The organism is Inquilinus sp. OTU3971 (genome assembly GCF_038440215.1).
In genome coordinates, this window is record NZ_JASATH010000024.1 from 38,142 (window position 1) to 60,990 (window position 22,849).

Annotated in this window: 26 protein-coding genes and 1 tRNA gene; 12 read left to right on the plus strand and 15 right to left on the minus strand. The window is 71.3% G+C overall.

Annotation, left to right across the window (positions count from 1 at the left end):
• The first annotated feature begins 31 nt into the window (after positions 1-31).
• Positions 32-1,264, plus strand: a complete 1,233-nt coding sequence (locus AAHM41_RS08735; protein ID WP_342236143.1) for a Zn-dependent hydrolase — start codon at positions 32-34, stop codon at positions 1,262-1,264.
• On the opposite strand, the gene argB is transcribed toward AAHM41_RS08735, so the two are convergent.
• The 6 genes from argB to rpmH all read right to left on the minus strand — a co-directional run bounded on the left by argB (position 1,265) and on the right by rpmH (position 5,713).
• Positions 1,265-2,179 (minus strand): acetylglutamate kinase, encoded by a 915-nt coding sequence (gene argB / locus AAHM41_RS08740; RefSeq protein WP_342236144.1) that lies wholly within the window; start codon positions 2,177-2,179, stop codon positions 1,265-1,267.
• 71 nt (positions 2,180-2,250) lie between these two features.
• Entirely contained in the window at positions 2,251-2,940 is a 690-nt protein-coding gene (gene yihA, locus AAHM41_RS08745) for a ribosome biogenesis GTP-binding protein YihA/YsxC (RefSeq protein WP_446719437.1), read from the minus strand.
• Positions 2,937-4,778, minus strand: a complete 1,842-nt coding sequence (gene yidC, locus AAHM41_RS08750; protein ID WP_342236145.1) for a membrane protein insertase YidC — start codon at positions 4,776-4,778, stop codon at positions 2,937-2,939. Before yidC ends, yihA begins: the two co-directional genes overlap by 4 nt.
• 63 nt (positions 4,779-4,841) lie before the next feature.
• Entirely contained in the window at positions 4,842-5,129 is a 288-nt protein-coding gene (yidD, locus tag AAHM41_RS08755; protein ID WP_342236146.1) for a membrane protein insertion efficiency factor YidD, read from the minus strand.
• The gene (gene rnpA, locus AAHM41_RS08760; RefSeq protein ID WP_342236147.1) at positions 5,126-5,551 is read right to left on the minus strand and encodes a ribonuclease P protein component; all 426 of its coding nucleotides are present in this window, start codon (positions 5,549-5,551) and stop codon (positions 5,126-5,128) included. Before rnpA ends, yidD begins: the two co-directional genes overlap by 4 nt.
• A gap of 27 nt (positions 5,552-5,578) precedes the next feature.
• Complete coding sequence (gene rpmH, locus AAHM41_RS08765; protein ID WP_138887974.1) at positions 5,579-5,713, minus strand: 50S ribosomal protein L34; 135 nt, start codon at positions 5,711-5,713, stop codon at positions 5,579-5,581.
• A 146-nt stretch (positions 5,714-5,859) separates the two neighbouring features.
• On the opposite strand from rpmH, the gene AAHM41_RS08770 reads away from it, so the two are divergent.
• Positions 5,860-6,624: a methyltransferase domain-containing protein gene (locus AAHM41_RS08770; protein WP_342236148.1), complete on the plus strand. Its 765-nt coding sequence runs from the start codon at positions 5,860-5,862 to the stop codon at positions 6,622-6,624.
• A 27-nt stretch (positions 6,625-6,651) separates the two neighbouring features.
• Here AAHM41_RS08770 and AAHM41_RS08775 read toward each other — a convergent pair whose 3' ends face one another.
• Together AAHM41_RS08775 and AAHM41_RS08780 are read right to left on the minus strand one after the other, a co-directional pair.
• The gene (locus AAHM41_RS08775; RefSeq protein WP_342236149.1) at positions 6,652-7,041 is read right to left on the minus strand and encodes a type II toxin-antitoxin system VapC family toxin; all 390 of its coding nucleotides are present in this window, start codon (positions 7,039-7,041) and stop codon (positions 6,652-6,654) included.
• Positions 7,028-7,303, minus strand: coding sequence for an AbrB/MazE/SpoVT family DNA-binding domain-containing protein (locus AAHM41_RS08780; RefSeq protein WP_342236150.1), 276 nt, complete (start codon positions 7,301-7,303; stop codon positions 7,028-7,030). The genes AAHM41_RS08775 and AAHM41_RS08780 overlap by 14 nt, the downstream gene beginning before the upstream one ends.
• Before the next feature lie 190 nt (positions 7,304-7,493).
• Here AAHM41_RS08780 and AAHM41_RS08785 point away from each other — a divergent pair, with 190 nt between their 5' ends.
• Positions 7,494-8,015, plus strand: a complete 522-nt coding sequence (locus AAHM41_RS08785) for a DinB family protein (protein WP_342236151.1) — start codon at positions 7,494-7,496, stop codon at positions 8,013-8,015.
• A 52-nt stretch (positions 8,016-8,067) separates the two neighbouring features.
• Here the strand turns inward: AAHM41_RS08785 and AAHM41_RS08790 are convergent, their stop codons facing one another.
• Together AAHM41_RS08790 and AAHM41_RS08795 are read right to left on the minus strand one after the other, a co-directional pair.
• On the minus strand, positions 8,068-9,327 hold the full coding sequence (locus AAHM41_RS08790; RefSeq protein ID WP_342236152.1) for an ABC transporter substrate-binding protein: 1,260 nt from the start codon (positions 9,325-9,327) through the stop codon (positions 8,068-8,070).
• A 70-nt stretch (positions 9,328-9,397) separates the two neighbouring features.
• Positions 9,398-10,585: a class I SAM-dependent rRNA methyltransferase gene (locus tag AAHM41_RS08795; protein ID WP_342236153.1), complete on the minus strand. Its 1,188-nt coding sequence runs from the start codon at positions 10,583-10,585 to the stop codon at positions 9,398-9,400.
• Positions 10,586-10,689: 104 nt separating this feature from the next.
• On the opposite strand from AAHM41_RS08795, the gene AAHM41_RS08800 reads away from it, so the two are divergent.
• The 5 genes from AAHM41_RS08800 (at position 10,690) to AAHM41_RS08820 (ending at position 16,010) form a co-directional block, all read left to right on the plus strand.
• Entirely contained in the window at positions 10,690-11,703 is a 1,014-nt protein-coding gene (locus tag AAHM41_RS08800; RefSeq protein WP_342236154.1) for a P1 family peptidase, read from the plus strand.
• 90 nt (positions 11,704-11,793) lie between these two features.
• On the plus strand, positions 11,794-13,284 hold the full coding sequence (locus AAHM41_RS08805) for an ABC transporter substrate-binding protein (protein ID WP_342236155.1): 1,491 nt from the start codon (positions 11,794-11,796) through the stop codon (positions 13,282-13,284).
• Positions 13,285-13,513: 229 nt separating this feature from the next.
• Positions 13,514-14,461 (plus strand): ABC transporter permease, encoded by a 948-nt coding sequence (locus AAHM41_RS08810; protein WP_342236156.1) that lies wholly within the window; start codon positions 13,514-13,516, stop codon positions 14,459-14,461.
• 5 nt (positions 14,462-14,466) lie between these two features.
• Positions 14,467-15,297 (plus strand): ABC transporter permease, encoded by an 831-nt coding sequence (locus AAHM41_RS08815; RefSeq protein WP_342236157.1) that lies wholly within the window; start codon positions 14,467-14,469, stop codon positions 15,295-15,297.
• Between the two features lie 95 nt (positions 15,298-15,392).
• Positions 15,393-16,010 (plus strand): glutathione S-transferase family protein, encoded by a 618-nt coding sequence (locus tag AAHM41_RS08820; protein WP_342236158.1) that lies wholly within the window; start codon positions 15,393-15,395, stop codon positions 16,008-16,010.
• Here the strand turns inward: AAHM41_RS08820 and AAHM41_RS08825 are convergent, their stop codons facing one another.
• Together AAHM41_RS08825 and gpt are read right to left on the minus strand one after the other, a co-directional pair.
• On the minus strand, positions 16,011-17,171 hold the full coding sequence (locus tag AAHM41_RS08825; protein ID WP_342236159.1) for a M24 family metallopeptidase: 1,161 nt from the start codon (positions 17,169-17,171) through the stop codon (positions 16,011-16,013).
• A 7-nt stretch (positions 17,172-17,178) separates the two neighbouring features.
• A complete protein-coding gene (gene gpt, locus AAHM41_RS08830) occupies positions 17,179-17,670 on the minus strand; it encodes a xanthine phosphoribosyltransferase (RefSeq protein WP_342236160.1) in 492 nt (163 codons plus the stop codon).
• A 150-nt stretch (positions 17,671-17,820) separates the two neighbouring features.
• Here gpt and AAHM41_RS08835 point away from each other — a divergent pair, with 150 nt between their 5' ends.
• Positions 17,821-18,078 carry a hypothetical protein gene (locus AAHM41_RS08835; RefSeq protein WP_342236161.1) on the plus strand — a complete coding sequence of 86 codons (258 nt, stop codon included), beginning with the start codon at positions 17,821-17,823 and terminating at the stop codon, positions 18,076-18,078.
• Positions 18,079-18,093: 15 nt separating this feature from the next.
• Here the strand turns inward: AAHM41_RS08835 and AAHM41_RS08840 are convergent, their stop codons facing one another.
• Positions 18,094-18,723: a FecR family protein gene (locus tag AAHM41_RS08840; RefSeq protein WP_342236162.1), complete on the minus strand. Its 630-nt coding sequence runs from the start codon at positions 18,721-18,723 to the stop codon at positions 18,094-18,096.
• Between the two features lie 137 nt (positions 18,724-18,860).
• Here AAHM41_RS08840 and AAHM41_RS08845 point away from each other — a divergent pair, with 137 nt between their 5' ends.
• Both AAHM41_RS08845 and AAHM41_RS08850 read left to right on the plus strand, forming a co-directional pair.
• On the plus strand, positions 18,861-19,574 hold the full coding sequence (locus AAHM41_RS08845) for a Crp/Fnr family transcriptional regulator (RefSeq protein WP_342236163.1): 714 nt from the start codon (positions 18,861-18,863) through the stop codon (positions 19,572-19,574).
• A gap of 4 nt (positions 19,575-19,578) precedes the next feature.
• Positions 19,579-21,708: a CHASE2 domain-containing protein gene (locus AAHM41_RS08850; RefSeq protein WP_342236164.1), complete on the plus strand. Its 2,130-nt coding sequence runs from the start codon at positions 19,579-19,581 to the stop codon at positions 21,706-21,708.
• A 4-nt stretch (positions 21,709-21,712) separates the two neighbouring features.
• Here the strand turns inward: AAHM41_RS08850 and AAHM41_RS08855 are convergent, their stop codons facing one another.
• Both AAHM41_RS08855 and AAHM41_RS08860 read right to left on the minus strand, forming a co-directional pair.
• On the minus strand, positions 21,713-21,913 hold the full coding sequence (locus tag AAHM41_RS08855; RefSeq protein ID WP_342236165.1) for a hypothetical protein: 201 nt from the start codon (positions 21,911-21,913) through the stop codon (positions 21,713-21,715).
• 110 nt (positions 21,914-22,023) lie between these two features.
• Positions 22,024-22,098: transfer RNA gene (locus AAHM41_RS08860), tRNA-Gln, on the minus strand.
• Positions 22,099-22,265: 167 nt separating this feature from the next.
• Between AAHM41_RS08860 and AAHM41_RS08865 the strand changes: the two genes are divergently transcribed.
• Positions 22,266-22,849 (plus strand): hypothetical protein (locus tag AAHM41_RS08865; protein ID WP_342236166.1); only part of this gene is annotated, 584 nt, incomplete at its 3' end.

Here is a 22,849-nt window from a genome sequence, read left to right on the forward strand (position 1 = left end):
TGCTGCCGCGGCAACGACGCCGGACCCCGCCATGACTGCCCGTCCCGCCCTCGACCATGCCCGCCTGCTCGACCGGCTGCAGATTCTGGGCGGGGTCGGCCGAGGCCCGTCGGGCGGACCGACCCGGCTGGCGCTGACCGACGCCGACCGCGAAGGCCGCGACCTGCTGGCGGGCTGGATGCGCGAGGCCGGGCTGGAGGTGCGGGTCGACCGCATCGGCACCATCTTCGGCCTGTGGCCCGCCTCTGATGGCGCCGACCCGGTGATGATCGGGTCGCATATCGACACGGTGATCGACGCCGGCATCTATGACGGCTGTTACGGCGTTCTGGCCGGGCTGGCGGTGGTCGAGGCGCTGCGGGCCGCCGGCGCCGCCCCGGCGCGGCCGGTCGCCATCGCCGCCTTCACCAATGAGGAGGGGGTGCGGTTCCAGCCGGACATGATGGGGTCGCTGGTCCATGCCGGCGGGCTGACGCTCGACGCCGCCCTGGCCGCGGTCGACACCGACGGCGCCCTGCTGGGCGAGGAGCTGGCCCGGATCGGCTATGCCGGCGACCTGGAGCCCGGATCGATCCGGCCGGCCTGCTATCTGGAGCTGCATATCGAGCAGGGCCCGGTGCTGGAGGCGGAGGGGCTGGCGATCGGCGCCGTCGATTCACTGCAGGGCATCTCCTGGCAGCGCGTCACCATCACCGGCGCGGCCAACCATGCCGGCACCACGCCGATCGCCGCCCGCCGCGACGCCGGCCTGGCCGCTGCCCGGGTCGTCGCCCATCTGCGTGACCGGGTGGCCGGTGCCAATGCCGGCACGCTGGCGACGGTCGGGTCGCTGCGGCTGGAGCCGGACGCGATCAACGTGATCCCGTCCCGCGCCGTGTTCACGGTCGACCTGCGCGACCCGGAGGAGGAGCGGCTGCAGGCGGCCGAGGCGGCACTGGCCGACTATCTCGACACGCTCGCCGCGGCGGAGGGCGTCAAGGTCGAGACCGAGCGGCTGGCCCGGTTCAGCCCGGTGCGGTTCGACCCGGAGCTGGTGCGGCTGATCGCCGAGGCGGCGGAGCGGCGCGGCCATCGCTGGCGTCGCATCACCTCCGGCGCCGGCCACGACGCCCAGATGATCGCGCGGATCGCGCCGTCGGCGATGATCTTCGTGCCCAGCCGCGGCGGCATCAGCCACAACCCGGCCGAGTTCACCGCGCCGGAGCAGCTGGCCGCCGGCGCCGAGGTGCTGCTGGATGTGGTGGCGCAGCTGGCCGGGGCCTGATCAGGCCCGGATCAACGTCCCGATGCCGCCCTCGGTGAAGACCTCGAGCAGCACGGCGTGGGGCACGCGGCCATCCATGATCACCGCGCCCTCGACCCCCTGCTCGACCGCCGAGATGCAGGTTTCGAGCTTCGGGATCATGCCGCCGGAGATGGTGCCGTCGGTCATCAGCTCGCGCGCCCGGGCCAGCGGCAGCTCCTGGATCAGGGTCTTCTCCTTGTCGAGCACGCCGGCGACGTCGGTCAGCAGGAAGAACCGGGTGGCGTTCAGCGCCGCGGCGATAGCGCCGGCCGCCGTGTCGGCGTTGATGTTGTAGCTCTCGCCGCGCGGGCCGACGCCGATCGGCGCGATCACCGGGATGAAGTCGCTGTCCTCGAACGCCTCGAGGATCTCCGGGTTCACCGCCGCCGGCTCGCCGACGAAGCCGAGGTCGAGGATGCGCTCGATGTTGCTGTCGGGGTCGCGCTTGGTGCGCTGCAGCTTGCGGGCCGAGATCAGGCCGCCATCCTTGCCGGACACGCCGACCGCCTTGCCGCCGACCGCCTGGATGGCCGAGACGATCTGCTTGTTGATGTTGCCGGACAGCACCATCTCGACCACGTCGACGGTGTTGCGGTCGGTGACGCGCAGCCCGTCGACGAATTCCGACTTGATCTGCAGCCGCTCCAGCATCGCGCCGATCTGCGGGCCGCCGCCATGCACCACCACCGGGTTGATGCCGACCTGCTTCAAGAGCACGACGTCGCGGGCGAAGCTCTCGGTCAGCGAATCGTCGCCCATGGCGTTGCCGCCGTATTTGATCACGAAGGTGGCGCCGGCATAGCGGCGCATGAAGGGCAGCGCCTCGACCAGGGTCTGGGCCTTGTCGAGCGAGGCGGCGGGCAGGTTGGGCGGGGCGGCGAAGGGCTTGGTCATCGGGCTCGGGTCCTGCGAGCGGTTGCCGGCGCCCCTCTCATGCCCCAGCGCGCGGCCGCGATCAACCGCGGTCAGCCGTTCTTCGCGATCTCGGTGAGGAAGGCGCGCAACTCGGGGATGCCCTCGCCGCTGTCGCTGCTGGTCAGAAATACCCGCGGGAAGGCGGCCGGATGGCGCTTCAGCTCGGCCTCGACCTCCGGGATCCGGCGCTCGCGCTCGCCCTTGCCGACCTTGTCCATCTTGGTCAGCACCACCTGGGTGGCGACCGCGGTGTCGTCGAGCAGCTTCAGGATCTCGGCATCCGACTCCTTGATGCCGTGCCGGCCGTCGACCAGCACCAGGGCCCGGCGCAGCGTCGCCCGGCCGCGCAGATAGCCCTTCAGCGTCTCGGTCCAGCCGTGGGACAGCGACTTCGACACCTTGGCGTAGCCATAGCCCGGCAGGTCGACCAGCGCCAGCCGGCCGCCGAGGTCGAAGAAGTTGAGCTGCTGGGTGCGGCCCGGGGTGTGGCTGGTGCGGGCCAGGGTCTTCCGCCCGGTCAGGGCGTTGACCAGGCTGGACTTGCCGACATTCGACCGCCCGGCGAAGGCGATCTCCGGCAGGCCCGCGGGCGGCAGGTCGGTCAGCGCGGCCGAGCCCCAGGTGAAGCGGCATTCCTGGGCGAACAGCAGCCGCCCCGCCTCGATCGCCTCCGGCCCGAATGCCTCTCTCTCGGCAGCCTCTGGCTGCCTTACCCCTTTGGTCGCCTCCGGCTCCGTCACCCCTTGCGGCCCGCCGGCTTGCGGGGACCGGGCGCCTTCGGCGTGGCCGGCGCCTTGGCGGCGCCGTCGCCGTTCTTCTTGCGGGTGACCGAGGGCGGCAGGGCCGCCGGTGCCTCGGCCCCCTCCTCCATCCCGCCCGAGATCTTCACATGCATGCGCTTCATGATCGACCACTGCTGCAGGATCGTCAGCGTGTTGTTCCAGGCCCAGTAGATCACCAGGCCGACCGGGAAATGCGCCAGCATGAAGGTGAACACGACCGGCAGCAGCATGAACACCTTGGCCTGGACCGGGTCGGCCGGCGCCGGGTTCAACTTCTGCTGCAGGAACATGGTGACGCCCATGATGATAGGCGCGGCGCCGATCATCAGCATCGCCGGCGGCGACCAGGGGATCAGGCCGAACAGGTTGAACACCGTGGTCGGGTCGGGCGCCGACAGGTCATGCATCCAGCCGAAGAACGGCGCGTGCCGCATCTCGATGGTGACCAGCAGCACCTTGTACAGCGCGAAGAACACCGGGATCTGGATCAGGATCGGCAGGCAGCCGGCGGCCGGGTTGACCTTCTCGCGCTTGTACAGCGCCATCAGCTCCTGCTGCTGCTTCGCCTTGTCGTCGGCGAAGCGCTCGCGCAGCTTCACCATCTCCGGCTGCAGCGCCTTCATCTTCGCCATCGAGCGGTACGACTTGTCCGCCAGCGGGTAGAACAGCAGCTTCAGCGCCAGGGTGAAGATCAGGATCGCGACGCCGAAATTGCCGACGACGCTGTGGATCCAGGCCAGGATCTTGAAGAACGGCTTGGTCAGGAACCAGAACCAGCCGAAATCGATGGCGAAGTCGAACTTGGTGATGTTCAGCGTCTCGTGATAGCTGCCGATCAGGTCGACTTCCTTGGCGCCGGCGAACAGCCGACCGGTCGATTCCACGGTCTGGCCCGGGGCCACCGTCTGCGGCTCGGCCTGGTAAGTCGCGAGGTAGCGGCCACCGCCGTCCGACTGGTGCAGGAACTGGGTGTCGACCTTGACCGACTGGTCCGGGATCAGCGCCGCCAGCCAGTATTTGTCGGTGAAGCCGAGCCAGCCGCCGGTGGTGCTGTTCCGGACCGCCTTGTCGTCCTGGATGTCGTGGTAGGTCTTCTCCTCCAGCGTGCCGTTGAACACGCCGTAGGGGCCTTCGTGCAGCACGTAGTAGCCCTGGGTCACCGGCGTGCCGAAGCGCAGCACCCGGCCGTAGGAGGCCAGCTGCACCGGCTTGTCGCTGTTGTTCGCGACCCGCTGGACCACCGTGAACATGTAGTTGGCGTCGATCGAGATGGTGCGTTCGAACACCAGCCCCTGGCCGTTGTCCCAGCGCAGCACCACCGGCGAATCCGCAGTCAGCGTCTCGCGGTCCGCGGTCCAGACCGTGTTCGCGCCCGGCACCACGACCGAGGGATCGACCGGCGCCCAGCCGTAGTCGGCATAATAGGGAGACGGGCCGCCCAGCGGCGTCAGCAGCACGATCTCCGGGCTGTTCGGGTCGACCGTCTCGCGGTAGTCGCGCAGGGTGACGTCGTCGATCCGGCCGCCGGTCAGGTTGATCGAGCCATGCAGGCGCGGCGCGTCGATCTTGACCCGGCCGGTCTGGGCCAGCGCCTGGACACGGTCCATCGGCGCCTGGGCGGCGGTGCCGACCGCGGTCGGGGCCTGGGGCGAGGCAGTCGAGGTGGTGGTGCCAGCCGTGGTCTGCTGCTGCGGCGCCGGCGCGGGCGGCTTCGCCGACGGGAACAGGAACTGGAAGCCGAGAAGGATGGCCAGCGAAAGGGCGATCGCCAGGATCAGGTTCTTCTGGTCGGTCATCGCATCAGGGCTCCGGTCCCGGCCTCTGCCCTCACATCTGGCCGGCCGGTCAGTCGAATACGGTCATTTGTCGGTGGACCGGGCCGCACCGCCGCAGCAGGCGTCACGGCCGGGTTCACCGGCAGTCAGGGTGTCGGGCACGGGGTCATACCCCGACCCACCCCAGGGGTGGCAACGCGCGATGCGCCGCAGGGCCAGCCAGCCCCCGGCGATCGCACCGTGCCGCTCAATAGCCTCGATCGCATAGGCGGAGCAAGTGGGCGCGAAACGGCACTGGCGTCCGATCAGCGCCGACAGGCTGTAGCGGTAGCCGATCACCAGGGCGCGCAGCCCGTGGGCCAGCGGGCTCATGCCGCGCCCCCGTCCGCCTCCGCCGCCGGGCGCACGGCACCCAGCTTCTGCAGGGCGCGGTCGAGATCGGCAACCAGATCGGCGAAGGGCCGGCGGATGGTCTCGCCGCGGGCGATCAGCACCAGGTCGAGACCCGGCGCCGCCCGGCGGCCCAGCACCTCGGCGGCAGCGGCGCGCAGGCGGCGGCGCGCCCGGTTGCGGGCGACCGAATTGCCGACCTTGCGGCTGGCGGTGTAGCCGACGCGCAGGTCGCAGCCGGCAGTCGCCTCCGTGTCGTTCCCGGCCTGGTCCCAGCGGCGCAGCTGGACGATCACGCCCGGCTGCGCCCATTTGCGGCGCGTGCCGGCCACGGCCAAAAACTCGGCCCGCTTCTTCAGCCGGCCGAGGCGGATCAGGGAAGGATCGTCAAGGCGGACGCGCATCCGGTCACCCCGGCCGCGAGTGCCGGATTACGCGGAGAGGCGCTTCCGGCCCTTGGCGCGACGATTGGACAGCACGCGGCGGCCGCCGACGGTCGCCATGCGGGCGCGAAAGCCATGACGGCGGGCGCGCACCAGCTTGCTGGGCTGAAAGGTTCTCTTCACGATCGAAACTCCGGATGGCTCACCTGCGCCCTTCCGGACGCAAAACGGTCGCGGGTTATAGGCACGACCGGCGCCCGAGTCAATCGATCCGGCCGCGGATCGGTGCGGGGATGCGCCGAGGGCAGGTCTTCCGGTAGATTGACCCTATGGCATGGAATCCGACCCACACCCTGAAATTCGCCGGCCCGCGTCTGCAGCCCGGGCTCGACCTCATCACCCGGCTGCCGGACATCGAGGCGCGGCGGATCGTCGATCTCGGCTGCGGCACCGGCGCGCTGGCCGCCCAGCTGGCCGAACGCTGGCCGCGCGCCGCTGTGACGGGCATCGACCGCGACCGCAACGCCCTGCGCGAGGCGCGGGCGACCCATCCGGATTTGGACTGGGTCGAGGGCGACATCGCCGACTGGACGCCGGCGGAGCCGGTCGACCTGATCTTCTCCAACGCCGCGCTGCAATGGGTCGAGGGGCACGAGGCGCTGTTTCCCCGCCTGCTGTCCTGCCTTGCCCCCGGCGGCGTGCTGGCGGTGCAGATGCCGCGCAACCACGACGCGCCGAGCCACGTGCTGATGCGGGCGCTGGCGTCCGAGGCGCCCTGGTCCGGCCGGATCCCGCTGCGGCGGCCGCCGGTCGGCACGCCGGCCGCCTATTACGACCTGCTGGCGCCGCGCACCGCCGCGCTCGACATCTGGGAGACCGAGTACCTGCACGTGCTGAAGGGCGACAACCCGGTGCTGCACTGGGTGCGCGGCACGGCGCTGCTGCCGGTGATGGCGGCGCTGTCGGGGCCGGAGCTCGACGCCTTCATCGCCACCTATTCGGCCCGGCTGGCCCAGGCCTACCCGCCGCAGCCGGACGGCAGCACCCTGTTCCCCTTCCGCCGCTTGCTGCTGCTGGCCCGGGTGGGGGCGTGAGGGCGAATTCGGTTGCCCACCCGCCCTTCAAACTTCCCGGACACCCTCGCAGCCGGCAACCTTCGCGGCCCTGACGAATTTGCGGTCGAAGGTCGCGAAGCCTTCGCAATGCGCAGATCGGCCGAAGTGAAGCGCGTCGGCAAAATCCATTCCCTTATCGGCAAGGTCGAGGGCGGCGGCGACAATGCCTCCGTCCTCGATCGTCACCGTGGGAAGGCCTGCGAACGCCCGCATGGCGTGCGCTATATCTGCCGGGCGATAGCCGTAGGCGCTGCGCAGCACCCATTCGACTTCAAGCATGACCGTGACCGAAGCGAAGACCGGCCGGCCATCGATCAGCGCGCGGGCGCGGGCGGACTGGCCGGGATGGTCGCCGGTCAGGTAACGGACGATCAGATTGGTATCAATCGCGAGCATGCCGCCGCCGGGCCTCGGCGAGCACGCCGGCGTCCATCTCCTCCAGCGATTTGGGCTCGCCGTGATGGGGAAGCGAGCCGAACACATCCTCGGGCCGCGTCTCGGGAAAGGCCGGAACCGGCCGCAACAGCACGCCTTCGGGCGTTTCCTCGACCAGCAGCCGCGTTCCGGCCCGCCACTCCCGCCGCTGGCGGATGGCGCTGGGCAGGATCACCTGCCCCTTGGTGGAAACCGTGGTCGTGAGCTGATCCGCGCCGGCCATCACCCTTGCATCCCGGCAAAGTAAGACGATCGTAAGATAGGGGCTGGCAGCACCCGCTTCAAGTGCTGTCGCATGGCCCCGCCGCTCCCGCTTTGACCTCCGGCAGGATCGGCGCGAGACTGCCGGCGGGTGGCGTCCGACCGAGTCGGCATGGCTGCAGATCTTCCACGCAAGTCACGGACGGGACTCGATGACGACGCAATCGCTCCTGACATCACTGTTCCAGTACAAGGCCTGGGCGAATGACCGGTTGCTGGCCGCGATGGCCGCCCTGGACGACGAGATCCTCCAGGCGGAACGACGCTCGGCCATTCTCATCCTCAATCACGCCCACATCGTCGACCGGATCTTCGCCGCCAATCTGCAGAAGATCGAACACGGATACAGCGACAACGAACCCGACGATGCTCCGGCACTGGACGAGCTGACCGCCGCCATCCGGGACACCGACCGCTGGTATGTCGACTACGCCGCGCGGCTGAGCGTGGACGAGCTCGCGGAGGTGATCGCCTTCACCTTCACCGACGGCGCGCCCGGGCGGATGTCGCGCGAGGAGATGCTGGCCCATGTGATCGCCCATGGCGGCTACCACCGCGGCCAAGTGGGCCAGATCCTGTCGCAGATGCCGATCGCTCTTCGGCGCGAGAGCGTGTTCCGCGACACCTTCACCAGCTATCTGCATCGGCCCGGCGCGGCAGCCATGGCGGGGTAGGCGCTTTCACGACAGCGGGTCGGGCTCGCCCGCGGTGAGCCCGACCTGTCCCTCACTTCCCCGGCGGCTTGTACCAGGCGTCGAGGGTCTCCTGGACCTTGGCGCCGGCCTGGTCGGCGGTCATCGAGCCGTTCAGCACCTGGGCCGAGACGTTCCAGATCGCCTGGTCGACATTGGGCTTGCCGCGCGACAGGATCTGGTGCGCCAGGCGGATGTTGCCGCCGCATTTGTCCTTCCAGCCCTGGAACTCCGCCGCCAGCGGGTCCTTCAGCTCGACCTTGTGGGTCGAGAGGGTGAAGAAGCCCGGCAGGGCGTTGGTGTAGAGCGTCGCGAACTCGGCCGAGGCCACCCATTCCAGGAAGGCGCGCGCCGCCTCCGGATGCTTGCTGTGGGCGTTCATGCCGAAGCCGATATCGGTGTGGTTCGAGATGAAGCAGGGATCGCCCGCCTTCGCCACCGGCGGCGGGAAGGCGCCCATCGGGAAGTCGGCCTGGGCCTCGAACAGCGGGATCTCCCACGACCCCGCCGGGTAGATCGCGGCGCGGCCAAGGGTGAACAGGTTCTGGCTGTCCGGGTAGGACTGCGCCTCGTAGCCGTCGGCCAGATAGGGCTTCCACTTCGCCAGCTCGGCCCAGGCGGCGACATAGGGCGGGTCGGTGAACTTGGCGGTGCCGGCGATCAGGGCCTTGCGGCCGGGGTCGCCCTGCCAATGATTCGGGCCGATGTTCTGGAAGCCCATGGTCGCGGCCTCCCATTGGTCGGCGGTGCCGATCGACAGTGGGATCTCGCCGGCCGCCTTGATCTTGTCGAGCAGGGCGAAGAACTCGGCCTCGGTCTGCGGCGGGGTCAGGCCGAGCTTGTCGAAGATGCTCCTGTTGTAGATGAAGCCGCCGATCACCGAGCCGACCGGCACGCAATAGGTGGTCTTGCCGTCGTCGGTGCTCCAGGCCGTCCGCGACGCTTCCGGGAAGGCGTCGATGCCCTTGAGGTCGTTGACCGCCGCCAGATGGCCCTTCTGGAACAGCGCCAGCGAGGCGTCGAAGGCGCGGCAGGCGACGATGTCGCCGGCGACCCCGCCTTCCATCTTGGCGTTCAGCGCGGCGTTGTACTCGGTCGGCGCCGAGGGCGCGAAGTTCAGCTTGATCCCCGGATGCGCCGACTCGAAGGCCGGGATGATCTTGTCCTGCCAGATCTTGAGGTCGTCGTTGCGCCAGCTCTCGATCGTCAGGGTGACGTCCTCGGCACGGGCGGTGCCGGCCAGCGCGGCGAGCGCCGCGCCCATCAGCAGGACGCGGGATACGGTGATGGTCATTGTCTCGAGCCTCCCCTTTTGGCTGGTCTAGACCAGCGGGTAGGGGGCAGCTTGTCAACCCTGCCGCTCGTCAGTCGAGCTGCAGCACGATGCCCTTGAGATAGGCACTCTCCGGCAGCAGCGGATGCACCGGATGGTCCGGCCCGGCGCCGGACTGGCGCAGGATCCGGCCCATCCGCCCCGCATCGACCAGGCCGCGCGCCACCTGCTCGGCGAACAGCGCCGGGTCGACGTGATGGCTGCAGGAGAAGATGCAGAGGAAGCCGCCGCGCTCGGTCACCCGTGCCGCCAGACGGGCCAGCTTGGCGTAGCCGCGCGACCCGGCGGCGAGGTCCTTCTTCGATTTGACGAAGGCCGGCGGGTCGACCACCACCACCGGCCAGCGCTCGCCCTCGCCGTCGCGGCGCTCCAGCTCGGCGAAGGCCTCGCCGCGCGCGGTAGACACCCGTTCGGCGACGCCGTTGGCGGTGGCCGCCTTGGCCGCCAGCTCCAGGGAGGGGGCCGAGCGGTCGACCAGCGTCACCGCCTCGGCGCCGGCCAGCGCCGCCTGGATGCCGAAGCCGCCGGTGTGGGTGTAGACGTCGAGCAGCCGCCGGCCGCGCGCCAGCCTGGCCACGAAGGCGCGGTTGTCGCGCTGGTCGAAGAACCAGCCGGTCTTCTGGCCGCCGAGCGGATCGGCTTCGAACCTTGCCCCGTTCTCCTCCACCGCGATCGGACCGTCGACGGCGCCGCGGGCCACCCGCACCTCCTCCGCCAGCCCCTCCAGGCCGCGCACGGCGCTGTCGTTGCGCAGCACGATGGCGTGGGGCTTCAGGAGATCCTCCAGCGCGTCGCAGAGCGGCGCCTCCAGCCGGTCCATCAGCGCCGTGTTGCTCTGCATCACCAGCACGTCGCCATAGCGGTCGATGATCAGCCCCGGCAGCCCGTCGGCCTCGGCATGGACCAGGCGGTAGAACGGCCGGTCGAACAGCGTGTCGCGCAGCGCCAGCGCCGCGGCCAGCCGCCGGCGCAGGAAGGCGGTGTCGATCGCCGCATCCGGGCTGCGGTCGAGCATGCGCACGGCGATCAGCGCGTGCCGGTTGAAGCCGCCGACACCGAGGGACTTGCCGCTGGCCGCCTCGACCCGCACCGGGGCGCCGAGCGGCACCTCGCGCAGGTCCGGCGTCATGGCGATCTCGTTCGAGAAGATCCAGGGATGGCCGGCGGCGACGCGCTTGTCGCGGCCGGGCTGCAGGCGGATGAGCGGCAGGTCGGTCATGGCGGCGGAGCATAGGGGCGCGGCCGCGAGACGGGAACCGCGACGTTGACGCCGCCCAGCCCGGTCCTGTCTGCTGCCCCCTCGCCGCCACCGCAGAGACCGCCATGACCATCCGCCCGGGCCCGCGCAATTCCATCACCGACATCGCCGGCCTGCTGGTCGGCCAGGCCGAAGACCTCGCGGCACGCACCGGCGTCACCGTGCTGCTGCCGGAGATGCGCTGCACCGCCGCGGTCGATGTCCGCGGCGGCGCCCCCGGCACGCGCGACACCGACGCGCTGGATCCGACCTGCCTGGTCGAGGCGATCGATGCCGTCGTGCTGTCCGGCGGCTCGGTGCATGGGCTGGAGGCCGCGTCGGGCGTCGTCGCCTGGCTCGCCGCGCGCGGCCGCGGCCATCCCGTGGGCAACGTCCGGGTGCCGATCGTGCCGGCCGCGATCCTGTTCGACCTGACCAATGGCGGCGACAAGGGCTGGGGCGACACCCCGCCCTATCGCGCTTTGGCCCTGGCCGCCTGCGACGCCGCCGCGGCAGAGGTGCGCCAGGGCAATGCCGGCGCCGGCACCGGGGCCAAGACCGCGACCTGCAAGGGCGGCTTGGGCACGGCTTCCGCTGTCGATCCCGAGACCGGCGTCACCGTCGGCGCGCTGGTGGTCGCCAACCCGGTCGGCGCCGTGACCATGCCGGACGGTACCTTCTGGGCCTGGCCCTGGGAGCAGGCGGGCGAGTTCGGCGGCCCGCACCGCCCGACCGGCCCGGCAGAGCCGGAGCCGGTGCTGTTCCGCCATCCCACCCAGCCCGGGCCCGGTGGCAACACCACGATCGGCATCGTCGCGGTCGATGCCGCCCTGACCAAGGCCGAGGCGCAGCGCCTGGCGATCATGGCGCAGGACGGGCTGGCCCGCGCCATCCGCCCGGTGCACACGCCGATGGACGGCGACACCGTCTTCGCCCTGGCCACCGGCGCGGTGCCGCTGCCGGAGGCGCGGGCCGTGGCTCTGGCCCGGATCGGCGCCATCGCCGCCGACTGCGTCGCCCGCGCCATCGCCCGCGGCGTCTGGCACGCCGGGACGCTGGGGCCGCACACCGCTTGGCGGGAGAAATACGGCAAGCCTTGAACCCGCCCCGGCGGCACTGCCATCATCGCGGCGAACGCAAAGCGCCGGGATTCGCGCCGGCCGGCGACGGCACGGCCGAACAGGGAGACGATGATGGGGATCAGGGGCATGCTCGCCGCCGCCATGCTGGCGGTCGGGCTGATCGCAACACCGGCGCTGGCCGCCAAGGACCAGGCCGTGATCGGCATGGTGCTGGAGCCGCCGAACCTGGACCCGACCGGCGGTGCCGCCGCGGCCATTGCCGAGGTGGTCTATGCCAACCTGTTCGAGGGGCTGACCCGGATCGACGAGAACGGCCAGGTGCAGCCGGGGCTGGCCACCGAATGGAAAGTGTCGGACGACGCCCTGACCTACACCTTCACCCTGCGGCGCGGCACCACCTTCCACGACGGCACCAAATTCGACAGCGAGGCGGTGAAGTTCTCGCTGGACCGCGCCCGCGCCGCCGATTCGACCAATCCGCAGAAGGTCTTCTTCGAGCCGATCCAGTCGGTCGACGCGCCGGCCGCGGACCAGGTGGTGATCACCCTGTCGCATCCGGACGGGCTGTTCCTGTTCCATCTCGGTCAGGCGGCGGCGCTGATCGTGGCGCCGAACTCCGCCGCCGACAACGGCACCCACCCGATCGGTACCGGCCCGTTCAAATTCGTCGAATGGGTGCCGGGCGACCATGTCACCCTCGAGCGCACCGACGCCTATGCCGGCGACAAGCCGCAGCTGAACCGGCTGATCTTCCGCTTCGTCGCCGACCCGGCGGCGGCCTCGGCCGCGGTGATGTCGGGCGACATCGACGCCTTCCCGAACATGCCGGCGCCGGAGACGCTGGACCAGTTCAAGGCCGATCCGCGCTTCGCGGTCGAGATCGGCACCACCGCCGGCGAGACCGTGATGGCGGTGAACCAGCGCCGCAAGCCGTTCGGCGACGTCAAGGTGCGGCGGGCGCTGGCCATGGCGATCGACCGCCAGGCGCTGGTCGACGGCGCCATGTTCGGCTACGGCACCCCGATCGGCAGCCATTTCGCGCCCTATGAGGCGGCCTACAAGGACCTGACCGGCGCCTATCCCTATGACCCGGCCAAGGCCAAGGCGCTGCTGGCCGAGGCGGGTTATCCGGACGGCTTCAAGGCGACGCTGAAGCTGCCGCCGCCCGGCTATGCCCGCCGCGGCGGCGAGATCATCCAGGCGCAGCTGGCCGAGATCGGCGTCCAGGTCGAGCTGGTGCCGGTGGAATGGGCGCAGTGGCTGGAGCAGGTGTTCAAGGGCTTCGACTACGACCTGACCATCGTCGCGCACACCGAGGCGCTGGACATCGACATCTACGCCCGCGGCAAGGACAAGTACTATTTCGGCTACGACAACCCGGCCTTCGACCAAGTGATCCAGCAGTTGAACAGCACGATCGACCCGGAGCAGCGCAAGGCGCTGTACCAGCAGGCGCAGCAGATCCTGTCCGACGACGAGGCCGCGGTGTTCCTGTTCCAGCTGCCCAAGACCGGGGTGCGCAACGCCAAGCTGATGGGGATGTGGAAGAACAGCCCGATTGCCGCCAACGACATGACCAAGGCCTATTGGGCGGAATGAGAGGGACCCAGCGCAAATCGAGTCCCCCCTCCCCTCGCGGGAGGGGGGTAGGGGGAGGGGGTTTGCGCCGCCAGGACCGCCGATCCCGGAAAGGCCGGACACCTTCTCAGCACGTGGCCAGCGACATCGGCACTCTTCGATCGATAACCCCCTCCCCCTGCCCCCCTCCCGCGAGGGGAGGGGGGACTAAGAAGGGCTCTCGGCCTCTCTCCTCGGCCCGGAGCGCCTGATGCTCGGCTTCCTGGGGCGGCGGGTGGTGACGCTGCTGTTCACGCTGGTCGCCGCCTCGATCGTGGTGTTCACCGTGCTCGAGGTGCTGCCCGGCGACCCGGCGCTGCTGATGCTGGGCACCGAGGCGCGCGAGGACACGCTGGCCGCCCTGCGCAGCCAGATGGGCCTCGACCGGCCGGCGCCAGTCCGCTACCTCGACTGGGTCGGCGGCGCCCTGACCGGCGATCTCGGCACCAGCTACACCTACAAGCTGCCGGTGGCGAAGCTGATCGGCGACCGGCTGGCGGTAACCGCGCCGCTGGCGCTGTTCGCCCTGGCGCTGTCGACCGCGCTGGCCGTCCCGCTCGGCATGCTGGCGGCGGTCCGGCACAACCGGATCGGCGACTGGGGGGTGATGGGGTTCAGCCAACTCGGCCTCGCGGTGCCCAGCTTCTGGGTCGGCATCATGCTGATCTGGCTGTTCGCGCTGCAGCTCGGCTGGTTCGGCGCCGGCGGCTTCCCCGGCTGGTCCGCCGGCTGGGGACCGGCGCTGCAGGCGCTGGTGCTGCCGGCCGCGGCCCTGGCCCTGACCGAGGCCGCCATCCTGGCCCGCATCGTCCGCTCCGCGATGCTGGAGACGATGCGCGAGGACTATGTCCGCACCGCCCGGGCCAAAGGCCTGTCGAAGGGCCAGGTGCTACGCCGGCACGTGCTGCGCAACGCCCTGATCCCGGTCGCCACCATCGTCGGGCTGCAGTTCGGCTTCCTGATGGCCGGCGCGGTGGTGGTGGAGAACGTGTTCACCCTGCCCGGGCTGGGCCGCCTGGCCTTCCAGGCCATCGCCCAGCGCGACCTGATCGTGGTCAAGGACGTGGTGGTGCTGCTGGCCGCCATCGTCGTCACGGTGAACTTCCTGGTCGACGTGGTCTATGCCGTGATCGACCCGCGGCCGAAGCAGGCGGGGTGACGCGCATGCTCCGGCTTCTGGCCCATCGCGGCTTCGCCCTTGGCCTCGCCTTGTGCGTCGTCTTCATCGGCATGGCTCTGGTCAGCCTGGCCTGGACGCCCTTCCCGCCGAACGCCATCGCCATCACCCAGAAGCTGCAGACGCCAGGCGCGCTGCACTGGCTGGGCACCGACCAGCTGGGTCGCGACACCCTGTCCCGCATCATGGTCGGCGCCCGCACCTCGGTCGCGGTCGGGGTGGTGGCGGTCGCGATCGGCCTGGTCCTCGGCGTGCCGCTGGGCTTGTGGGCAGCCGCCCGCCGCGGCTGGACCGACGAGATCCTGGGCCGCGCCGTCGACCTGACCTTCGCCTTCCCGGCGATCCTCAGCGCCATCCTGATCACCGCGCTGCTCGGCCCCGGCGCGGTCAACGCCATCCTGGCGATCGGCATCTTCAACATCGCCGTCTTCGCCCGGGTGGCACGCGGTGCCGCGCTGGTGGTCTATGGCCGCGACTTCGTCCGCGCCGCCCAGTCGCTGGGCCGGTCGCGGCTGGACATCGCGCTGCGCCACGTGCTGCCGAACATGGCCAACGCCCTGATCGTGCAGGCGACGATCCAGTTCGCCATCGCCATCCTGGCCGAGGCGGCGCTGGGCTATCTCGGCCTCGGCACCCAGCCGCCGCAGGCGAGCTGGGGCAAGATGCTGCTGGACGCGCAGACCCTGCTGGCCCAGGCGCCGCTGCAGGCGGTGTTCCCGGGCCTGGCCATCGCCGTCGCGGTGCTGGGCCTCAACCTGATCGGCGACGGGCTGCGCGACCTGCTGGATCCGCGGATGAAGGTCGGGCGGCTCGGCTGACGCAAAAAACTTGCGTTGCCGCACGATCATCGCGCGCACCTCCCGCGAGCCCGCAGATAGGGTCACGGCAGCTCCATTCCAGGCCGGGACCAACCATGCAGCTGCTGTATCAGACCCATTCCCCCTATGCCCGCAAGGTGCTGGTGATGGCGCATGAGGCCGGGCTGGCCGGCCGGATCGAGGTGATCCACCACGAGACCAGCCCGACCCGGCGCAACGACGCCGTGTTCGCCGCCAACCCGCTGGGCAAGGTGCCGGTGCTGATCTGCGAGGACGGGCTGGCGCTGTTCGATTCCGTGGCGATCTGCGACCATCTCGACGGGCTGCATGACGGGCCGAGGCTGATCCCGCCGGCCGGCCGGGCGCGGGCCCTGACCCTGCGGCTGCAGGCCCTGGCCCAGGGTCTGGCCGATGCCGGCATCGCCCTGCGCTGGGAGACGGAACGCCGGCCGGAGGCACTGCGCTACCCGGCCCTGGCCGAGGGCCAGACGGCGAAGCTGGCCGCGGCCTATGATTTCGCCGAGCGCGAGGTCGACCTCGACGGCCCGGTCGAGCTCGGCCAGATCGCCCTGGCCACGGCGCTGAGCTGGCTGGAGTTCCGCGGCCTGCCGGCCTTCCGCCCCGGCCGGCCGCGCCTCTCCGCCTGGTTCGACGCCTTCAGCCGCCGCCCCTCGATGCTCGCCACGCCGCTGTCGGGCGAGACCCAGGATTGATCAGGCCACCACCAGCTCCGTCGGCGCCAACGTCAGCGGCTCGCAGCCGGTGTCGGTGACCAGCACGGTCTGGCCCGAGGTCATGGCCAGGCCCCGGTCGCTGTCGTAGAGGATGATGTGGATGAAGAACACCATCCCGGCCGCCGCCAGCGTCGGATTGCCGTGGAAGAACATCGACAGGCCGGGCGAATCCATCCAGTTCGGCGCGAAGGTGGTGCCGAGCGAGTAGCCGCAGGCGTTCAGCCGGGCGTGGCGCAGCCCGGCGGCATCCGCCACCCTTGCATGGGCGTCGAATACGTCACCGAGCGGCCGGCCGGGCTTCAGCGCCGCCTTCGCCGCATCCAGCGCCTCGACCGCCGCCTGGTGCATCGCCCGATGCTCCGGCGAGGCCTTGCCGACCAGGAGCGTGCGCATCAGGCAGGCATGGTAGTGGCGGTAGGTGCCGGCGAATTCCAGCGTCAGCTGGTCCTCGGCCGACAGGTGGCGCCGGCCGGTGAAGTAGCGGCACATCAGGGCGCCGGGGCCGGAGCCGATGATGAACTCGTTGGCCGGGTCGTCGCCGCCGCCGCGCCAGACCGCGCCCTGCATCGCCGCCAGGATGTCGCCCTCGAAGGCGCCGGGCCCGGTCAGCTTCACCGCCTCGTCATAGGCGGCATCGGCCAGCTTCGCCGCCTCGCGCACATAGACCAGCTCGGCCGGGCTCTTGATCAGCCGGAAGCGGGAGACGAGGTCGGAGGCGTCCTCATGCTGGGCGTAGCCGTCGAGCTTGGCCCTGAGGCGGAAGCCCAACGCCGCGGTCAGGCCGTAGGCGTCCCATTCGACGCCGATGCGCCCGCCACGGGCATCGTATTCGTCCAGGATCGCCAGCAGGTCGTCCGCCGGCTCGGAGCCCGCCCGGTCGACCCAGACGCGGACATCCTCGATCACCGAGGTGAAATAGGCCTGGCGCTCGTCGGCGGAGCGGGTCAGGAGCGTCATCCGCCCGTCCACGCCCAGCCACAGGCACTGGAAGTAGACATAGCCGAAGGTGTCGTAGCCGGTCAGCCAGTACAGCGACTCCTGCCGGAACACCAGCAGGCCGTCGAGCCCGCGGGCGGCGATCTCGGCGCAGACGCGGCGGCGGCGGTCCGCCAGCTCCGACGCCTCGAAATGGATCGGCATGGCGGCCTCAGCGCTTCTGGCGGAGCTCGGCGATCGGCTCGGCGTAGCGGTACTCGATGTCCCAGGGGAAGAAGATCCAGGTGTCCTGGCTGACCTCGGTGATGAAGGTGTCGACCAGCGGGCGGCCGGCCGGCTTGGCGTAGACCGTGGCGAAATGCGCCTTCGGCAGCAGGTCGCGCACCACCCGCGCGGTGCGGCCGGTGTCGACCAGGTCGTCGACGATCAGCCAGCCCTCGCCGTCGCCCTCGACCGGCGCCTTCAGGATCTTGGATTCGCGCATGTCCTGGTGGTCGTAGGTCGAGACGCAGACCGTGTCGATCAGCCGGACATCGAGCTCGCGCGCCAGGATCGCGGCCGGCACCAGCCCGCCGCGGGTGATGGCGACGATGCCTTTCCACGGCCCCAGCTCGGCCAGACGCCAGGCCAGGGCACGGGCGTTGCGGTGCAGCTCCTCCCAGGAGACCGGGAAATCCTTCCGGAACGACGCGTGCTCGGCCATGTACGGTTCTCCAACACCCCGCGGGGAATGGGCGCTTCATAGCGCAACCGGACCGGCACCGGAAGGGTGTGCCGGCCTTGATCCTGCCATGCTTGAAGACGATTCTCCGCCCCGCAGCCCCTGCGGCTGCGCTGCGAACCAGAGAGTACAATGCGCCGCCTTGTCCTGACCGCCGGCCTTCTCGCCTTCATCGCCGGCCCTGCCCTGGCCGCCGAATCCTGCGACGTGAACGCCGAATCCGCGGCCGTGGTCGCGGCCTGGGGCGCCAAGGTGCGTGACGGCTCCCTGCCCGAGGCCAAGCTGTCCGAGATCTCGAGCAAGATCCAGTCGCTGCCCTCGATCAGCGCCCAGGACCCGAACAAGGCCTGCACGGTCCTGGCCGAGATCAAGCGCGACCTCGGCCTGTAGAGGCCTCGGCTTCCCTCAGCGGAAGCCGACCATCGCCATCGCCCGCTGGACCTTCTCGGCCGGCCAGCGCTTGACCGCGCCCGGCGGCTCCTTGCGGCTGGTGACGGCCGTGCCCTCGCCGGGGCCGAGCAGCACCGAACCGGCATCGGTCGAGACCTCGACCGCGCCGTCGAGGACCAGGACGCCGAAGGCGCCGTCGATCGGGCCGGCGAAGAAGCGGGTGCCGCGCACCCCGAGCGTGGCCACGCCGGTCTCGATGGTGACGCTGTGGTTGGGCGCCTGCTCGACGCCGCCGCCAACGAACTGGAAGGCGCCCTGCAGCCGGCGCAACGCCAGGGCGGCGTCGCCATCCGCCCCGCCATAGGCGAAGCGGTCGACCAGCAGTCGCGCCGCCGGCCCGAGCGTCAGCTCGCTGCCGTCGTCGAGCCTGACCAACAGCCGCGACTGCGGGCCGGTCCACAGCGTGTCGTCGAGGAACACCGGCGAGGCCGGGTCGAGCAGCCGGTCCTGGCCTTGGTAGAAGGCGCCGGCCGCCGCCTCGAGCCGATCGACCTGGCCGATCTTCGGACGGTCCTGGGCCAGGGCCGCGGCCGGCAGCAGCAGGCAGGCGAGAACGAACCCGACGGGACGTGAAAGTCGTGACATCGCAATCTCCCTTTCCGAGAGATCATGGTTCGGAGCGGGACCGTCCGGTGTTACCTGGGTCATTGCGCAGCGCGACCGGGCCTTCCCGTGATGGAAGACAGCCCCTATCCTAGCGCAGACATGCCAGGAGAGTCCGAGTGGCCAGCGTTTCGCCGGCGGAGAAGCGTCGCCTTCTGTCCGAGACTCCGTTCTTCGCCGCCTTTCCCCCGGCCCAGCGCGACGCCCTGGCCGCCCATCTGACCGAGCGCAGCCACGACGACGGCGACACCGTCTTCCTGCGCGGTGACGAGAGCACCAGCCTGATGATCGTGGCCTCCGGCCGGGTGGCGCTGCGCCTGACCTCGCCGCAGGGGCGCGAGATCCTGCTCGCCATCCTCGAGCCGGGCGAGATCTTCGGCGAGATGTCGCTCTTGGACGGCCGCGGCCGCAGCGCCGATGCCGTCGCCTTCGGCCCGTGCCGGCTGCTGAGCCTGGACCGCCGCGACATGCTGCCGGTGCTGCGCGAGTCGCCCGAGGCCTGCATCCGGCTGCTGGAGCTGCTGTCGACCCGGCTGCGGCGCACCAGCGATCAGCTCGAGGGCGTGGCCCTGATGACCCTGCCGTCGCGGCTGGCGCGGCTGCTGCTGACGCTGAGCGAGACCCACGGCGCCCGCGACGCCGGGGGCGAGGTGCTGCTGCCGCTGGCCCTGTCGCAGCGCGACCTCGGCCAGCTGATCGGGGCCAGCCGCGAGAAGGTCAACCTGCAGCTCGGCCGCTGGTCCGCCGAAGGGCTGCTGCGGCGGCAGGACGGGGCGCTGGTGATCTGCGACACCGAGGGGCTTGCCGACATCGCCGATATCGGGGCGCCCTGACCCGATGCACCGCCTCTGGCGCCGCTTCGGCCCGATCCTGCCCGGGCTCCTGGTCCTGGCCGCGCTGGTGGCGCTGCGCCTGGCCGATCCGGCGCCGATGGCTGCGCTGCGGCTGCAGGGATTCGACCTGTTGCAGCGGCTGGCGCCGCGCACCTACGACCCCGCCGTGCCGGTCCGCGTGGTCGCGATCGACGACGAATCCCTGCGCCGGCTCGGACAATGGCCCTGGCCGCGCGACCGCCTGGCCCGGCTGGTCGACCGGCTGGCGCAGGCCGGGGCGGCTGCGATCGTGCTCGACCTCGTCCTGGCCGAGCCGGACCGCACCGCCCCGGCCCGGATCGGGGACCTGCTGGCCGGCCGCGCCGACCCGGCCGTGCTGGCGGCGCTGACCCGGAATCTGCCCGACCCCGACCGCGACCTCGCCGAGGCGCTGGGCCGGACCCGCAGCGTCGTCGCCTTCGCCCCCGCCGGGGAGCCGGGCCGGCTGCCGCGCATCGTCGCCAGCTTCGCCGAGATCGGGCCGGCGCGGCAGCAGCTCGACCGTTTCGCCGGGGCGGTGCCCAGCCTGCCGGAATTCGAGGCTGCGGCCTCGGGTGATGGCAGCATCGGCGCGCCGACGGGCCGGGACGAGGTGCTGCGGCGGCTGCCTGCCGTCTCCCGGCTCGGCGACACCCTGATCCCTTCGCTCGCGGTCGAGGCGCTGCGGGTGGCCCAGGGCGCCGGTACCGTGACGCTGCGGGCCGCGCCCGACGGCCCAGGGCTGGACGCGATCCGGATCGGCGAGGTGATCCTGCCGGTGGCGCCGGACGGCCAGTTCTGGCTGCTATTCACGCCGGACACGCCGGCCCGCCAGGTGGCGGCGTGGCGGGTGCTCGATCCGGCCACGCCGGAGGCCGAGCTGGCGACGACGCTGCGCGGGCGGATCGCGCTGATCGGCGTCACCGCCACCGGCTTCGGCGACAGCGTGCTGACGCCGCTGCGCGACCGCATCGCCGGCGTCACCGCCCATGCCGAGGCGCTGGAGCAGATCCTGCTCGGCCGCCACCTGACCCGGCCGGCCTGGGCCATGGCGCTCGAGATCGGACTGCTCCTGGCGCTCGGCTTCGCCCTGATCGCCTCCTGGCGGCGGCTGCCGGCGATCGTCGCGGGCGGTCTGGTGGTGCTGGCCATGGTCCCGATCGCCGCCGGCGCCTTCCTGGCCTATCGCCAGGCCGGGCTGCTGCTCGACCCGACCCTGCCGACGCTGGGCCTGCTGCTGACCCATGGCGCGGTCGCGGCGACGGCGCAATGGCGGGTCGAGCGCGACCGCCGCGCCATCCGCACGGCCTTTGCGCAGTATCTCGCCCCTGCCCTGGTGGCCCGGCTGGCCGAGCATCCGGAGCGGCTGCGGCTCGGCGGCGAATGGCGCGAGATGTCCTTCATCTTCACCGACATCGCCGGCTTCACCAGCCTGAGCGAGACCGTGCCGCCGGACCGGCTGGTGGCGACGCTGAACGCCTATTTCGACGGCGTCTGCGGCTGCGTGCTGGAGGCCGGCGGCACCATCGACAAGATGGTGGGCGACGCGCTGCACGCGATGTTCGGCGCGCCGGTTGACCAGCCCGACCATGCCGGGCGCGCCGTCGCCTGCGCCCTGGCGATCCACCGCTTCACCACCGGCTTCGCCGCCGCCCGCCGGGCCGAGGGCATGCCCTTCGGCCGGACCCGGATCGGCGTCGCCACCGGCAGCGCGGTGGTCGGCAATTTCGGCAGCCGCCACCATTTCGACTATACCGCCTACAGCGAGGTGGTGAATCTGACGGCGCGGCTGGAGAACGCCAACAAGGCGCTGGGCACGCCGCTGTGCGTTTCCGCCGCCACGGCCAAGGCCTGCCCGGACCGGCGGTTCCGCCCGATCGGGCGGCTGCTGCTGCGCGGCGTCGGCGCTCCGGTCGAGGCGCTGATCCCGGACGAGCTCTGCCCCGCCCCCGCCGAGGCCTATGCCGCCGCCCATGCGGCGCTGCGCCGGGGCGAGGCCGGAGCCTCGATGCTGTTCGCGGCGCTGACGGCGGACCATCCGGAGGACCCGCTGGCACGGCTGCACACGAGGCGCCTGTCCGAAGGCGCCAAGGACGACCTGATCTCCGTCGACTGATGGATCAGCGGTGGCGGCGCGGCAGGCGGATGGCGACCGTCTGCCGGGTCGGCGCCCACACCGTCCAGCGAGGCGGCTGGACCACCCAGCGATGCGAGATCTGGGTCGGCCGCTCGATGTCGTCGTCGTGCCTGGCGGCGCGACACAAAGCGAGGCCGTAGAACAGGGCGAGCACGAGACCGCCGATGAGAGCCGCGAGCATCATCCGTACCTCCTGATCCACAAACGATGCAGCAGCCCCGTCGGTTCCGCGCGGACGGAGGCAGGCGCGAAGGCCGCGAACGGCGTATGCTCCGGATCGGACTGAGAGGAGGCTGGCTGGGGCGCTAGGATTCGAACCTAGGAATGGCGGGACCAAAACCCGCTGCCTTACCACTTGGCTACGCCCCATCGGCCGGGCGGGATAGATAGCCCAGCCGGTGCAGCATCGCAACCGCGCGTTGCCGCCCGGTTTTCGGCATAATAGAAGATTATTCGCGTATGCGGGGCAGCGCGGATCACGGCAAACGGTCAAGGCAGGTCACGGCATGAGCGGCGAACGCCCCCTTGAGGACTCCTTGCAGTTTCCGGCGCGGACCGCGCCCGAGACACAGGACGAGGCCCGGCTCAACGCGCTGAACGACAGCGTGATGCAGCTGCAGCAGGAGCTGCGCAGCGCCCGCGGCGAGATCGACACGCTGAACGAGCGGCTGGCGGAGGCGGCGGTGGCGCAGCCACGCCGCGGCGGGGTGCTCGGCTGGGCCGCGGCGGCGGTGATCGCCATGCTCGGCATCGGCGGCATCGCCCTGATGGGCTTCGGCTCGCGCGAGCCGGCGGCACCGGGGCCGTCTCCCACATGGGCGGGAACGCCGGCGACGGCCGCAGCCGCCCAACCCCCTGCCCCTCCAGCGGCGCCGGCCCGGGCGGCCGCTCTGGCAGCGGTGACGCCGCCGGCCGAGCCGACGACCGTTGCGCAGACGGGCGCGACGACCGCGCCGGAACCGGCAACCCCGGCGGCAGCGGCACTGGTGGCGCCAGCCGCCCCCGCCCCGGCGACGCCGCCGGCCGCACCGACGATCACGGCGCAGGCAGACGCGGGCGCCGCGCGGGCGGCCGGCGGGCCCCCCCCCCCACCGCCCCCCCGGGGGGGCGCGGGAATAAA

Excerpts from the sequence above, each read along its gene's own strand:
- AAHM41_RS08735 (WP_342236143.1), top strand. The coding sequence starts at position 32 with ATGACTGCCCGTCCCGCCCTCGACCATGCCCGCCTGCTCGACCGGCTG.
- argB (WP_342236144.1), bottom strand. The coding sequence starts at position 2,179 with ATGACCAAGCCCTTCGCCGCCCCGCCCAACCTGCCCGCCGCCTCGCTC.
- yidC (WP_342236145.1), bottom strand. The coding sequence starts at position 4,778 with ATGACCGACCAGAAGAACCTGATCCTGGCGATCGCCCTTTCGCTGGCC.
- yidD (WP_342236146.1), bottom strand. The coding sequence starts at position 5,129 with ATGAGCCCGCTGGCCCACGGGCTGCGCGCCCTGGTGATCGGCTACCGC.
- rnpA (WP_342236147.1), bottom strand. The coding sequence starts at position 5,551 with ATGCGCGTCCGCCTTGACGATCCTTCCCTGATCCGCCTCGGCCGGCTG.
- AAHM41_RS08770 (WP_342236148.1), top strand. The coding sequence starts at position 5,860 with ATGGCATGGAATCCGACCCACACCCTGAAATTCGCCGGCCCGCGTCTG.
- AAHM41_RS08775 (WP_342236149.1), bottom strand. The coding sequence starts at position 7,041 with ATGCTCGCGATTGATACCAATCTGATCGTCCGTTACCTGACCGGCGAC.
- AAHM41_RS08780 (WP_342236150.1), bottom strand. The coding sequence starts at position 7,303 with ATGGCCGGCGCGGATCAGCTCACGACCACGGTTTCCACCAAGGGGCAG.
- AAHM41_RS08785 (WP_342236151.1), top strand. The coding sequence starts at position 7,494 with ATGACGACGCAATCGCTCCTGACATCACTGTTCCAGTACAAGGCCTGG.
- AAHM41_RS08790 (WP_342236152.1), bottom strand. The coding sequence starts at position 9,327 with ATGACCATCACCGTATCCCGCGTCCTGCTGATGGGCGCGGCGCTCGCC.
- AAHM41_RS08795 (WP_342236153.1), bottom strand. The coding sequence starts at position 10,585 with ATGACCGACCTGCCGCTCATCCGCCTGCAGCCCGGCCGCGACAAGCGC.
- AAHM41_RS08800 (WP_342236154.1), top strand. The coding sequence starts at position 10,690 with ATGACCATCCGCCCGGGCCCGCGCAATTCCATCACCGACATCGCCGGC.
- AAHM41_RS08805 (WP_342236155.1), top strand. The coding sequence starts at position 11,794 with ATGATGGGGATCAGGGGCATGCTCGCCGCCGCCATGCTGGCGGTCGGG.
- AAHM41_RS08810 (WP_342236156.1), top strand. The coding sequence starts at position 13,514 with ATGCTCGGCTTCCTGGGGCGGCGGGTGGTGACGCTGCTGTTCACGCTG.
- AAHM41_RS08815 (WP_342236157.1), top strand. The coding sequence starts at position 14,467 with ATGCTCCGGCTTCTGGCCCATCGCGGCTTCGCCCTTGGCCTCGCCTTG.
- AAHM41_RS08820 (WP_342236158.1), top strand. The coding sequence starts at position 15,393 with ATGCAGCTGCTGTATCAGACCCATTCCCCCTATGCCCGCAAGGTGCTG.
- AAHM41_RS08825 (WP_342236159.1), bottom strand. The coding sequence starts at position 17,171 with ATGCCGATCCATTTCGAGGCGTCGGAGCTGGCGGACCGCCGCCGCCGC.
- gpt (WP_342236160.1), bottom strand. The coding sequence starts at position 17,670 with ATGGCCGAGCACGCGTCGTTCCGGAAGGATTTCCCGGTCTCCTGGGAG.
- AAHM41_RS08835 (WP_342236161.1), top strand. The coding sequence starts at position 17,821 with ATGCGCCGCCTTGTCCTGACCGCCGGCCTTCTCGCCTTCATCGCCGGC.
- AAHM41_RS08840 (WP_342236162.1), bottom strand. The coding sequence starts at position 18,723 with ATGTCACGACTTTCACGTCCCGTCGGGTTCGTTCTCGCCTGCCTGCTG.
- AAHM41_RS08850 (WP_342236164.1), top strand. The coding sequence starts at position 19,579 with ATGCACCGCCTCTGGCGCCGCTTCGGCCCGATCCTGCCCGGGCTCCTG.
- AAHM41_RS08855 (WP_342236165.1), bottom strand. The coding sequence starts at position 21,913 with ATGATGCTCGCGGCTCTCATCGGCGGTCTCGTGCTCGCCCTGTTCTAC.